Here is a 13,042-nt window from a genome sequence, read left to right as displayed (position 1 = left end):
AATATGGAAGGAGACCCTATCAAGATACACAGATGGCTGCTGCCGCTCAGCTGGCTTTACGGGCTTGCCGTCATCATCCGCAACGAGCTGTTCGAGCTGAACATCCTCAAGACCAGACGGTTTGACATCCCGGTCATTTCCGTCGGCAACATCACCGTGGGAGGATCCGGAAAGACCCCCCATGTGGAATATCTGATCCGGCTGCTGAAAGACAAGATGAAGGTAGCGGTGCTCTCACGTGGATACAAGCGGAAAAGCCATGGCTATGTGCTGGCGGACAAAGAGACCCCTATGCGTGAAATAGGGGACGAGCCTTATCAGATGAAGATGAAATTCCCCGACATACGTGTGGCCGTAGACAAGAACCGATGCGAGGGAATCGACCGGCTTACATCTGACGAAACGACAAAGGACACGGATGTCATTCTTCTGGATGATGCTTTCCAGCATCGCTATGTACAGCCCGGCATCAATATCCTGCTGGTAGACTATCACCGGCTGATCATCTACGACAAGCTCCTCCCGGCAGGGAGGCTGCGTGAACCGTTGTCCGGCAAACACCGCGCCGACATCGTCATCATCACCAAATGTCCCAGGAGCCTCAATCCGATAGACTACCGGGTGCTGAGCAAGGCAATGGAGCTTTATCCTTTCCAGCAGCTGTACTTCACCACCCTGGAGTATTGCGCGCTTGAGCCGATCTTCGTCCAAGGGCAGCATGTCCCGCTGACCGAGATCAGGGGGAAGAATGTCCTCCTGCTTACGGGAATAGCCTCACCGGGGCAGCTGGAGACGGATATTAACACCTATGCCGGAAACAATGCACTGACTACGCTTTCGTTCCCCGACCACCATGCCTTTACGGCAAAAGACATCAGACGCATCAACGAGACCTTCGCCGGCATGGCAGAACCCAAGATGGTCATCACCACCGAGAAGGACCAGGCACGGCTTGTTGACGTGGAGACACTGTCTGACAGCGTAAGAGAAAACATTTATGCCCTCCCGATCAAAGTAAGTTTCATGCTTGGCAAGGAGGAGACATTCAACCAAAAAATAATATCCTATGTACGCAAAAATTCAAGAAACAGCATCTTGGCTAAAAGAGAGGATGACCACAAGTCCAAAGACGGCAATCATTCTGGGTACAGGCCTCGGACAATTAGCTTCAGAGATAACTGACAGTTATGAGTTTCCCTATCAAGACATACCCAACTTTCCTGTCTCGACCGTAGAGGGACATGCCGGCAAGCTGATCTTCGGAAAGCTCGGTGACAAGGACATCATGGCCATGGAAGGACGCTTCCATTTCTATGAAGGATATGGTATGAAAGAGGTCACTTTCCCGATCCGGATAATGTATGAGTTAGGCATTACGACCCTCTTCGTCTCCAACGCTTCAGGGGGCATGAATCCGGAGTTCAGAATCGGCGACCTGATGATCATCACCGACCATATCAATATGTTCCCGGAACATCCGCTGCGAGGACACAACTTCCCGACAGGCCCCCGATTCCCGGACATGCACGAGGCATACGATCATAAACTGGTGGCACTGGCCGATGAAATTGCAAAGGAAAAGAACATCCGGGTGATGCACGGTGTCTACATGGGCGTACAAGGCCCGACCTTCGAGACCCCGGCCGAATACCGTATGTATCACAAGATGGGAGCGGATGCTGTCGGGATGAGTACCGTGCCTGAAGTCATCGTAGCCCGGCACAGCGGCATCAAGGTGTTCGGTGTCAGTGTCATCACCGATCTCGGCGGATTCGACGTACCTGTCAAAGTCAGCCACGAAGAGGTACAGGAGGCTGCCAACGCCGCGCAGCCCCGCATGACAGAGATAATGCGCGAGATGATCAAACGCTCCTGACAAAGAGACAGTCCCATACAGGCACTGGCAGACGTACATCTTGACTCCCGCCTCCTATGTCCAAGAAGACAGGACTGCGGAGACAGAATCCGCCCGAACCTCCTTCCATGTCGTGGAAGAGGGATTACGGAAACGGAAAAGCCGGTAAGATGTATGTCTTCCGCCAGAAAAATTCACAAAGCTATTTGCATTCAATGGAAATAAAAGAACTCGGTGAATTTGATTTCATCGACCACCTCACAAAGGATATAAAGCCTGTCAACAGCTCAACGGTGAAGGGATCCGGCGACGATGCCGCCGTTCTCCACTATACAGACACTGAGACCCTCGTCTCTTCACAGATGTTCATGGAGGGGGTGCAGTTCGACCTGACCTACATTGACATGGAGCACCTCGCCTATAAGGCAGCTATGATAACGATGAGCAATATCTTTGCCATGAACGGCCATCCACGTCAGCTGGTCGTGTCTTTAGGCCTTGGCAAACGCTTCAAAGTCGAAGACATCGACCGGTTTTACAGCGGGCTGAAGAAAGCCTGCGGCAAATGGGAGGTAGATATTGCAGGCGGTGATACGACCTCATCCTATACGGGACTCGCCATCAGCCTCACCTGTATCGGCGAAGCAGCCAAGGCGGACATCGTCTACCGAAGCGGAGCGCATGAGACCGACCTTATCTGCGTGACAGGCGACCTTGGGTCGGCTTATATGGGTCTGCAGATCCTCGAGCGTGAGAAGACCGTATATTACCAGCAGGTGGAGGAATTCAACAGAAAGGTAAAGGAGGCACAACGCAACAAAGAGCAGAAGCAGCTCGAGGCACTGCAAAAGGAACGTGCTGCCATCGAAGATTTCCAACCTGACTTTGCGGGGAAAGAGTATCTCATAGACCGGCAGCTGAAGCCCGAGGCACGCGGCGACATTCTCAACCAGCTCCGTGAGGCCGGGATACACCCGACGGCTATGATAGACATCTCGGATGGACTGGCAAGCGAGTTGAAACATATCTGCAAACAAAGCCACTGCGGGTGCAGAATCTATGAAAAGAACATTCCCATTGACTACCAGACAGCAGCCACCTGCGAGGAGTTCAATATGAATCTCACAACGGCAGCCCTGAACGGCGGCGAGGATTATGAACTTCTATTCACCGTACCCATAGGGGATCATGAGAAGATAGAAAAGATGGAGAATATCAGACAGATAGGCTACATCACCAAGGAGAATCTGGGTACATTCCTCATCACTCGTGACGGCAATGAATTTGAATTGAAAGCACAGGGATGGCGTTTAAAGGAAAATTAAGAAACACGTTAATGAGTGCAAACGATATGAAAAATCTTGCAGATAATTTGGCAGGGTAAAATTAATATACTACCTTTGCATCGCAATTCAGAAATGGTGCTGAAAACACGATGATGATTGCAAAAAATGATGGTGCCATAGCTCAGTTGGTAGAGCAAAGGACTGAAAATCCTTGTGTCCCCGGTTCGATTCCTGGTGGTACCACTCCTCCTTTCATCAGGGCGGTTCTCGAAAGAGGCCGCTCTTTTTGTTTTCAGGGAGCCTCGATGGGACGAGGTGTCCGTCGTTGAAGATGCAGGGAAGAAAGGGCTCAGTAGAAAGAAAAGGGGTCAGTCCTAAAACCCAGTTGCAAGCCTATACTCTTAAGCACACAATTTCATAAGCCTATATAAAAAGAAAGGAATATCTGTAACTCCTCTGAACTGTGCCCTGAATGCCTTAACCTTAGCATTGAATGACTCGGCATTTGCATTCGTAGCTCTGTTTACAAAGAAATTGAGTATGGTTTGATAATGATTTTCAAACGTGTCAATCACTGTGTAGAAATTGTCCACTCCCAGCTCTTCAACCTCATTAAACCATTTTGCCAGCTTCAGCCTTGCAGCATCCTTGATGCTCTTGATGTTATAAATGTCGGTAAGTTTCATAGCCAAATCATATGCCTTTTTCAGTGTCGGATAATGTTCAAAGATGATTTCCGCCCTACCTTTCTGTGTTTCAGTCCACTTGGTCTTGTGCTTGGTCAATATGAACTTTGCTCTGGCGAGCAACTGCTTGCGCGTGTCACCATTGCTGTATCTAAATGGTATATATTCCTTACCCTTACTTTTAGCTTCTTTTATCTCCTCATTCTCTTTATCTCTTGCCATCCATCGGTAAGCAATACGCATGTCATCCAGAGCATCATAATATAGTTTCTGCACATGAAATCTGTCATTGGTAATAAGTGCTTTTGGAAAAACAGAGCGGGCTATGCGCATCATAGAAGATGATAAATCGAGTGTTATCTCCTTGACTGTCTTTCGTTTAGAAAGGTTTATCGTCTTGAGAACCTGGATGACGTCCTCTGCCTTGGTCCCTTTAACCACAGCTACCAAAGTCCCTTTTCTGCCCTTTCCCGCCTTGTTGGTCAGAAAAGTATAAACCTCGCCACTGCTTAGACAGGTCTCATCAATACTTAGGTTCTCACCTATGTTATCTTCAAACAATAGCCAGTCTTGAGCATGCCCCAACTGGTCCCAGCTACGATAATCACTGAAATGTTCCTTGTACTGTGTGGATAACTGCTTGCCATTTACGCCATAGTGCGCACCGATGCTTGCGATGCTCTCTGCAGTGGACTCAATTCTATTCTTTTAAAAAAGAAACGAACTCGGGGGATAGTTTACTGCCCTCGGCCGTCAAGTCATCATATGAATAAGTAAATATCTCTCCGTTGGAACTGTCACGCCACTTGCGACGGCGAACATGGAGATAGACGGCTTTGCCACGAAGAGGAAAGTCCTGAATTACACGCTCGCTGGTAAAACCATAACTGCTTACAGTGCCTAGCTTATGGTCTGACTTTTCCATAAAGTTACGCTCGTCAAGCCAAAAGTCAAACTGGGAAACACTCTCTTGAATATCGACAACATCAAAGTAGTCGGCAAGTACATCTGGAAAGATGCAACGTAATAGTTGGTCACTCTTCATGATGCAAAGGTAATAAATACTTATGGAATTATGTGCTTAAGAGTATAGGCTTGCAACTGGGTTTTAGGACTGACCCAAGAAAAGGAGGAGAGAAAACGGCAGACCCGGTAAGTCCATCTTTCAGTACACCCGCCCGCTAAAGCTCCATGACGAAAAACAGACCGCTCGCTTTCATCCAAATATGATACGTTGACTTTCGGCAGTACGGCACTTCTCTCACTGCTGACAGTCCGCATACCGCCTACCCATTGCAAGCGTGCGAACCCTCGGCACGACCGGTGCCCGCCGACAGCACGATCGGTGTCAGACATCTACACATCGGGAGACGGGCAGGTTCATTCCTTTCGCTATCAGTAAAAGACTGTTGACCTTACTTATACGAAAGATGTCCACCGGACAGCAGTAAGAATATCAAAGGTGATTTTTACAAAGGTGGTATTTAGAGCCGCCCTTAACTTTTTTTTGTTACCAGACTCTCATTATATCATTTAAAATTGGTAACTTTGTGCGAATTTAATCAGTTAACGGTGACTAAAGATATAGTCAAAAAAAAAGTTCGGGATATTCTGGATGAATACCTCGAAGCGAACAATCATCGCAAAACAGCAGAACGGTATGCGATCCTGGATGCGGTGTATGATATGAGAGGACACTTCTCTCTCGATGAGCTTGGCTTAGAACTTGAGACAAGGAATTTCCGTGTCTCCCGTGCGACACTGTACAATACGATGCGGCTCTTCATCGAGCTGCGCCTTGTTATCAGGCACCGTTTCATCGGGCAGACAAAATACGAGGCGTGTTATGACAATGAAGACCATATTCATCAGATCTGCACCGTCTGCGGGACCGTTACGGAAATTGAATCGCCGGAGATTGCTGATGCGATCAGGAACACCAAGCTCCATCGATTCCGGAAGGACGGGTTCTCCTTATATATATACGGTATCTGCTCACGCTGTCAGACGGTCTTGTCGCGTCAGAAAAGCAAGTCTTCCAACCAGAAGCAAGGTAAAAATAGATAAAAGCAAATGAACACAGGTAAAGTAGATGTCCTGTTGGGACTCCAATGGGGTGATGAAGGTAAAGGAAAAGTCGTAGATGTGCTCACACCACGCTACGACATAGTGGCTCGTTTCCAGGGTGGTCCTAACGCCGGCCATACACTGGAGTTCGAAGGACAGAAGTACGTCCTGCGTTCCATACCGTCAGGAATCTTCCAAGGCGGCAAGGTGAACATCATCGGCAACGGCGTGGTACTGGCTCCTGATCTCTTCATGAACGAAGCCAAGGAACTTGAAAAGAGCGGTCATCCCTTGAAAGAACGTCTGCATATCTCAAAGAAGGCACACCTCATCATGCCGACACACCGTATCCTCGACCGTGCATACGAAGCTGCAAAAGGGAAGAACAAGGTAGGTACAACCGGTAAAGGCATCGGCCCAGCCTATACGGACAAAGTCAGCCGTAACGGATTGCGTGTGGGGGATATTCTCTGTGACTTTGACCGGAAATACGCCCGGCACAAGGAACGGCACATGAAAATGCTGGCGGCACTCGGATGGACGGACTTTGAAGGCTTCGAGGAAACGGAGAGACATTGGATGGAAGGTGTCGAATACATGAAGGCGTTCCGTTTCGTGGATTCCGAACATGAGATAAACCAGCTGCTGGGAAACGGGAAGAACATCCTCTGCGAAGGAGCGCAGGGAACCATGCTGGACGTCGATTTCGGTTCTTATCCTTTTGTTACCTCCTCGAATACCATTTGCGCCGGTGCATGCACAGGACTTGGAATCGGGCCTAACAAGGTAGGTAATGTCTATGGCATCATGAAAGCCTACTGTACACGGGTGGGGGCGGGACCGTTCCCGACAGAACTGTTCGATGAAACCGGCAAGAAGATCCGTGACCTCGGACACGAGTACGGTGCCGTAACGGGCCGTGAGAGGCGATGCGGCTGGATAGACCTTGTCCAACTCCGCTATTCGGTAATGATCGATGGAGTCACTGAATTGATCATGATGAAGAGTGATGTGCTTGACAGCTTTGACACGATCAAGGCATGCGTGGCATATCAGTTGCCCGACGGCACACAGACAAAGGATTTTCCCTATGAGATAGACAATGTAAAGCCTGTCTATAAGGATTTTCATGGTTGGAAAAAGGACATGACGAAGTGTAAGTCCGCAGACGAGTTCCCACAGGAGTTCCGCGACTATGTATCCTTCCTTGAAGACTTCCTGGAGACCAGAATCGGAATCATCTCTATTGGGCCTGACCGAGAACAGACGATCATCCTATAACCCCGCTTATCATAAATGAGAAATAGCGGCAACGGAAGGGACGGGCAAGGATGACTGGGAGCAGACAGTCACTGTCTTCCGGGTCTATTGGGTCTCATCATCCCCTTTACTTTCTGTCTCTATCTGTCATTCCAATCCTGTAACATAAACAAACATAAAATGGCAAACAAACCTTCCATCCCAAAGGGTACACGCGACTTCAGCCCGGAGGAGATGGCCAAAAGAAACTATATATTCGACACTATCAGACGTGTATATGCCCTCTATGGCTTTCAACAGATTGAAACTCCTGCCATGGAGACGTTGCATACGCTGATGGGCAAATATGGAGAAGAGGGGGACAAGCTCCTCTTCAAGATTCTCAATTCCGGTGATTACCTGAAATCCGTCAGCGACGATGAACTCAAAGAGCGGAATACGCTCAAGATGCAGACCAGACTCTGTGAGAAAGGCCTGCGATATGACCTTACCGTGCCGTTCGCACGTTACGTCGTGATGCACCGTGAGGAATTACAGCTCCCTTTCAAACGCTATCAGATCCAACCGGTGTGGCGTGCTGATCGTCCACAGAAAGGACGTTATCGTGAGTTCTACCAATGTGATGCCGATGTCGTCGGTTCCGACTCCTTGCTGAATGAAGTCGAATTGATGCAGATTATCGATACGGTATTCACAGAACTTGGCGTACGGGTACAGATCAAAATCAATAACCGGAAGATTCTCACGGGAATTGCCGAAGTGATGGGTGAGAAAAACAAGATCGTAGACATTACGGTTGCCATCGACAAACTGGACAAAATCGGTCTTGAAAATGTGAATGCCGAGTTGCGTGAGAACGGAATCTCGGAAGAAGCCATCAGAAAACTGCAGCCCATCATCAGACTGGAAGGGACGAACGAAGACAAACTGGAAGTCATAGCGAAGGTACTTGCCGACAGCGAGACAGGATTGAAAGGCGTTGAAGAGACCCGTTTCATTCTTGATATGCTCAAGACCTCAGGACTAAAGAATGAAATCCAGCTCGACCTTACCCTCGCACGTGGCTTGAACTATTACACAGGAGCCATCTTTGAAGTAAAGGCACTTGACGTACAAATTGGCTCCATAACGGGTGGTGGACGATACGACAACCTTACGGGCATCTTCGGTATGCCAGGACTGTCAGGCGTCGGGATCAGCTTCGGAGCTGACCGCATCTACGATGTACTGAACACTCTCGACCTCTATCCGAAGGAGAGCGTACAAGGCACACAACTCCTTTTCATCAATTTCGGAGAGAAGGAGACCGCCTACTGCATGCCGGTTGTCGCCGCTGCCCGGCGTGCAGGGATCCGGACCGAGATGTACCCGGACAAGGCAAAGATGAAGAAACAGATGAGTTATGCGAATGCCAAGAACATCAACTTCGTCGCACTCACGGGAGAATCCGAGATGGAAGCCGGTAAGATTACACTGAAGAATATGGCTACCGGTAAGCAGCAATCAATGACCTCGGAAGAACTCATCAGGCATATCACCCAGAAATAAAAGTCAATGAAAATGGCGGGAGGGGAGAATCATTCACATCGGAATGACACTGCCCTCCCCCATTTTTTATATGCCGTCCAAACAGCATCGGGCATCTCCGTACAATACCGTCCTGCCTGTTCCCAAACAGCATCGGCATCTCCGTACAACACCGTTCTGACTGTTCTTGGCCGGATTAGACTGTCTGCACCAGTATCGATGATTAAGATGGATACTGCCTTCCAGCAGCGATTCAGCCTTTATACACTGACCGCAAAAAGCAATACCGGCGATTAGAGTGCGCACAGTCATGCTGCGACGACTTAATGCTTCACACTAACTCTCCAGAAAAAACATCGACGATAAAGGGTGGACAACGTCTTTCAGCAGCAAACTTTAATCCTTACACACTAACAGCCAAAAAGAGAGCTGTCACCTATCAGCGTGACAGCTCTCTTTGTCTATGATAAATCCCCACCCCAAGAAGGAGGGGGACATCAATTTACTTCACCTTGTCAACAATAGCCTTGAAAGCTTCCTGATTGTTGACAGCGAGATCAGCAAGCACCTTACGGTTGATCTCGATGCCGGCCTTGTGTAACGCACCCATCAGCTGGCTGTAACTCATATCATAGAGCCGTGCAGCAGCGTTGATGCGCTGAATCCACAATGCGCGGAAGTTACGCTTCTTATTGCGGCGGTCACGATAAGCATAAGTCAAACCCTTCTCATAGGTGTTCTTCGCTACCGTCCAGACATTCTTGCGGGCACCATAGTAACCCTTGGTCTGCTTCAGTATTCTTGTTCTCTTTGCTTTGGAAGCAACATGATTGACTGATCTTGGCATAGTTTTTCTTTCCTTTTAATGTGTTGTTTGACTAATGAATTAACGGAGGTTAAGCAGATCGCGTACCTGCTTCAGGTTGCTACCATCCACGAGTGTCTGGTGAACAAGATTTCTCTTCTGCTTCTTTGTCTTCTTGGTAAGAATATGACTGTGGAAAGCGTGACGACGCTTGATCTTACCAGTACCGGTGAACGTGAATCTCTTCTTTGCGCCGGAATTTGTCTTCTGTTTTGGCATTTTTGTTAAAATTTTAATTGTTATTTATTCATCATCTGTGGCAACGTATATACCAGGACGTTACGCACAGGTTGCCCGTTCCGTTTTCTCCTTGCCGGGAGATTGCCTGACGGGCGTTAGTCAATATTCAGTTTCTTCAGTGCATCTGCACCGTTCTTGGCATTGGCGAACAATCCGCCCTCTGCCTTTACTTCCGCATCCTCTGCCTTGGTCGCCTCCTTTGCGCCGGCCTCTGCCTCCTCACGGTCGCGTTTCTGCTGGCTCTTCTTGACAATGCCGACTTTCTTCGGAGCAAGATAGAGAAACATCTTCTTTCCTTCGAGCTTCGGCAGCTGTTCTACCTTGGCAAGCTCTTCTAGGTCATTGGCAAAACGCAGCAGCAGAACCTCGCCCTGTTCCTTGAAGAGGATGGAACGGCCGCGGAAGAAGACGTATGCACGCACCTTGTTCCCTGCATTGAGAAACTCCTGTGCATGCTTGAGCTTGAAATTGTAATCATGCTCATCGGTCTGGGGACCGAAACGTATCTCTTTCACCTCCTGCTTCACCTGCTTCTGCTTCATCTCTTTCTGATGCTTCTTCTGCTGGTAGAGGAATTTAGAATAGTCGATGATACGACAGACCGGCGGCTGCGCATTAGGAGAAATCTCCACAAGGTCAACTCCCTGCTTATGAGCCAGATCCAATGCCTTCCGTGTCGGCATCACCTCTGCTCCGTCATCGCTAACCACACGTACTTCCCGAACGCGAATCTGCTCGTTCACGCGGTACTTGAATTTCATTCTGTCATTCTTCATTCAACTATTTTAATGTCTGATTTTGCTAAACGAGTGCAAAGTTACTATTAAATATCTGATTACCCAAAGATTTCACCTACATTTTTGACCTCTCTCAATGAAATTCCGTAAGGATGCGGAAAGAGCGAAGAAGACTGAAAACCAATAGTCCCCGTCTTCTTCCCAGTTCAATTTCCTCCCTGACACACAGGGTTTCAGAGCTTGTCCAACGCCGTACGACGGCGTTCCTCTTCCGCTTTGTATTGGGACGGGGTCATCCCCGTCACCGATTTGAACTGGCTGGACAGGTAGGCTACCGAGGAGTAGTTCATGCGCAAGGCTATCTGTGTGAGTGTCAGTTCTCCATAAGAGATAAGCTCCTTCACCCGTTCGATGCGCAACCCGATATAATAGCGTTCTATACTCTTTCCCTCCATCTCTGAGAAAAGCTTGGAGAGTGCGCTATAATCCTGGTGCAGTTCCTGTACAAGATAATCACTGAACGCTGCAGCCGGATGCACACCGGGATTGAGAACCCGTCTGATCAGCGCAGACTTGATCAGGTCTACGGTCTGCTGCCTGCGGTCATCAAGGAGCCTGAACCCAAGCCGTTCCAGTTTGTCCCCAAGGGCAGCCAGCTGGTCAGGGGAAGGTTCTTCCTCCACCACGGCCTCCCCCAAGTCAATCCTCAAAGGATGAAGTCCCAGTTGCTCCAATGTCTGGCCGACGGCCATCCTGCAACGGTCACAGACCATATTCTTTATGTACAGTTTACTCATTCCGCCTCCTTTCTCTCAGCGGCTTCACGTGTAAACTCACGGAAGGTATAAACAACTATAGGCAGCGTCAGCGCAAAAGAAAACACATCGCTGACGGCCTGGCACATCTCCACCCCTGTCAGTCCGAAATAAGACGGGAGGAGGAAGATCAGCGGAATAAAGAACAGTCCCTGCCGGGCAGCCGCCAGCGTGTTGGCCCGCCAGGGTTTACGGCAGGTCTGCGCAAGCATGTTGCTCGCAAGGATGAACGCATTGAGCGGGAAGGTGCAAAGCTGCCAGCGCAACGCCACCACACCGATGGCTATCACTTCGGCATCATCACGGAAGATGCCGATCAGTGAACCGCTGAGTGCCCAGCCCACCACAGCCACTACGACCAGGAACGTCGTCCCGAGGATAACCGTAAACTTGTAGGCTTCCTTCAGCCGGTCGTACAGTCCCGCCCCATAGCAGAAGCCGCAGACAGGCTGGAATCCCTGCCCCAGCCCGATGACGGCTGCGAAGGACAGCATGGCGATACGCCCGACAATACTCATTGCTGCAATGGCAGAGTCGCCATAGACACCGGCGGCTACGTTCAATGACAAGGTAGCCACGCAGGCCAGTCCCTGCCGCATGAGGGACGGACTTCCTCCATAGAAAATCTCTTTATAGGCCTGTAAAGAAGGCGAGAAGTTACGGAAATGAATGGCGATGTTCTCTTTCCTGCGGGTCATCAGGAAGAGGATGAAAAACGATACGGCCTGCCCGATGACCGTAGCCCAGGCTGCTCCGCCGACACCCATCCCGCAAGTGAAAATAAGGAGCGGGTCGAGAAGGACATTCAGTACAGCCCCCGTCACAATCCCGTACATGGCAAGATTGGCATTCCCCTGCAGACGCATCTGATTGTTCAGCGTGAGGGAGGAGGTGAGGAGGGGCGCACCGAGAAGGATTACCCGCATATAGTCCTCGGTATAAGGAAGGATGGTAGCCGTACTTCCCAGTTCAACCGACAGCGGCGTGAGGAACATCTCGCCCAGGACAAGGATGGCCAGTCCGAAGAAGAACGAACTGAAGAATCCCGTCGAAGCCATCTTGACTGCATTCTCATGCCTGCGTGCGCCCAGCTCGCGCGATATGTAGTTTCCGGACCCGTGGCCGAAAAAGAATCCCATCGCCTGCACAAAGAACATCAGAGAGAACACGATACCCACTGCTGCCGTCGCCTGCGTATCGATCCTGCCGACAAAGAACGTATCCGCAATATTGTACAGTCCCGTCACAAGCATCGAGATGATGGTCGGTATCGCCATGGTGACGATCACGCGGTGTACAGGGCCTTGTGTCAGGAAAGTATAGTTGTCTGTATGTCCGTGCATATCCGTTTTATAACCTTATACCTGTGCAAATATACGAAATAAATCAGAATAAAGGAACCTGGATGACAGGTTTTGAGAAAGGCCTGAACAGGCTACGACCTGACTTTGCCCGACAGGTACTCCCCGGTTCCTCAGCAAGTGACTGTACCATAGACGGTTTCACAATCTCCCGCACAAGGATCCGGCTCATCCGCCCCGATGAATGCGCTCTCCTTATTATTATACCGGTTACTGCCGTCCGGGGAATCTTCTCAGGACAAGTCATTCTTCCTCCGAGAGCACTATGCACAACAGGGACGGGAACAACCCCTTCCTCCTGCCGTTGCGCTGATGCCCGACACCATCCGTGTCGGTGCCCGTC

At 49.6% G+C, this 13,042-nt stretch carries 13 protein-coding genes and 1 tRNA gene; 7 read left to right on the top strand and 7 right to left on the bottom strand.

All coding sequences use genetic code 11. From position 1 onward, the window contains the following. The first annotated feature begins 3 nt into the window (after nucleotides 1–3). From lpxK to J4864_RS01785, 4 genes are all read left to right on the top strand, one after another. A complete protein-coding gene (gene lpxK / locus J4864_RS01800) occupies nucleotides 4–1,182 on the top strand; it encodes a tetraacyldisaccharide 4'-kinase (RefSeq protein WP_211814382.1) in 1,179 nt (392 codons plus the stop codon). After that, entirely contained in the window at nucleotides 1,067–1,876 is an 810-nt protein-coding gene (locus tag J4864_RS01795; protein ID WP_211814381.1) for a purine-nucleoside phosphorylase, read from the top strand. Before lpxK ends, J4864_RS01795 begins: the two co-directional genes overlap by 116 nt. Before the next feature lie 194 nt (nucleotides 1,877–2,070). Then, the gene (gene thiL, locus J4864_RS01790) at nucleotides 2,071–3,180 is read left to right on the top strand and encodes a thiamine-phosphate kinase (RefSeq protein ID WP_211814380.1); all 1,110 of its coding nucleotides are present in this window, start codon (nucleotides 2,071–2,073) and stop codon (nucleotides 3,178–3,180) included. A gap of 131 nt (nucleotides 3,181–3,311) precedes the next feature. After that, a tRNA-Phe gene (locus tag J4864_RS01785) sits at nucleotides 3,312–3,384 on the top strand. Between the two features lie 158 nt (nucleotides 3,385–3,542). Here the strand turns inward: J4864_RS01785 and J4864_RS01780 are convergent. After that, nucleotides 3,543–4,526 (bottom strand): ISAon1 family transposase, encoded by a 984-nt coding sequence (locus J4864_RS01780; RefSeq protein ID WP_449579656.1) that lies wholly within the window; start codon nucleotides 4,524–4,526, stop codon nucleotides 3,543–3,545. 1 nt (nucleotide 4,527) lies between these two features. Continuing rightward, nucleotides 4,528–4,872 (bottom strand): ISAon1 family transposase N-terminal region protein, encoded by a 345-nt coding sequence (locus J4864_RS01775; RefSeq protein ID WP_211813571.1) that lies wholly within the window; start codon nucleotides 4,870–4,872, stop codon nucleotides 4,528–4,530. Nucleotides 4,873–5,399: 527 nt separating this feature from the next. Here J4864_RS01775 and J4864_RS01770 point away from each other — a divergent pair. From J4864_RS01770 to hisS, 3 genes are all read left to right on the top strand, one after another. After that, on the top strand, nucleotides 5,400–5,894 hold the full coding sequence (locus J4864_RS01770) for a Fur family transcriptional regulator (protein WP_007368461.1): 495 nt from the start codon (nucleotides 5,400–5,402) through the stop codon (nucleotides 5,892–5,894). A gap of 6 nt (nucleotides 5,895–5,900) precedes the next feature. Further along, nucleotides 5,901–7,175: an adenylosuccinate synthase gene (locus J4864_RS01765; protein ID WP_211814379.1), complete on the top strand. Its 1,275-nt coding sequence runs from the start codon at nucleotides 5,901–5,903 to the stop codon at nucleotides 7,173–7,175. A gap of 159 nt (nucleotides 7,176–7,334) precedes the next feature. After that, complete coding sequence (hisS, locus tag J4864_RS01760; protein WP_211814378.1) at nucleotides 7,335–8,702, top strand: histidine--tRNA ligase; 1,368 nt, start codon at nucleotides 7,335–7,337, stop codon at nucleotides 8,700–8,702. 481 nt (nucleotides 8,703–9,183) lie between these two features. On the opposite strand, the gene rplT is transcribed toward hisS, so the two are convergent. The 5 genes from rplT to J4864_RS01735 all read right to left on the bottom strand — a co-directional run bounded on the left by rplT (nucleotide 9,184) and on the right by J4864_RS01735 (nucleotide 12,681). Beyond that, nucleotides 9,184–9,528, bottom strand: coding sequence for a 50S ribosomal protein L20 (gene rplT / locus J4864_RS01755; protein ID WP_004383393.1), 345 nt, complete (start codon nucleotides 9,526–9,528; stop codon nucleotides 9,184–9,186). 39 nt (nucleotides 9,529–9,567) lie between these two features. Beyond that, nucleotides 9,568–9,765 carry a 50S ribosomal protein L35 gene (gene rpmI / locus J4864_RS01750; protein ID WP_007368458.1) on the bottom strand — a complete coding sequence of 66 codons (198 nt, stop codon included), beginning with the start codon at nucleotides 9,763–9,765 and terminating at the stop codon, nucleotides 9,568–9,570. Nucleotides 9,766–9,881: 116 nt separating this feature from the next. Next, nucleotides 9,882–10,562 (bottom strand): translation initiation factor IF-3, encoded by a 681-nt coding sequence (infC, locus tag J4864_RS01745; RefSeq protein WP_007368457.1) that lies wholly within the window; start codon nucleotides 10,560–10,562, stop codon nucleotides 9,882–9,884. Between the two features lie 194 nt (nucleotides 10,563–10,756). Next, a complete protein-coding gene (locus J4864_RS01740) occupies nucleotides 10,757–11,320 on the bottom strand; it encodes a helix-turn-helix domain-containing protein (RefSeq protein WP_211814377.1) in 564 nt (187 codons plus the stop codon). Continuing rightward, a complete protein-coding gene (locus J4864_RS01735; RefSeq protein WP_211814376.1) occupies nucleotides 11,317–12,681 on the bottom strand; it encodes an MATE family efflux transporter in 1,365 nt (454 codons plus the stop codon). Before J4864_RS01735 ends, J4864_RS01740 begins: the two co-directional genes overlap by 4 nt. Nucleotides 12,682–13,042 lie beyond the last annotated feature (361 nt).

The sequence above is a fragment of the Prevotella multiformis genome, from assembly GCF_018127985.1.
GTDB lineage: Bacteria > Bacteroidota > Bacteroidia > Bacteroidales > Bacteroidaceae > Prevotella > Prevotella multiformis.
Note: the sequence above shows the minus strand (reverse complement) of the source record. Positions and strands in the feature narration are given on the sequence as shown.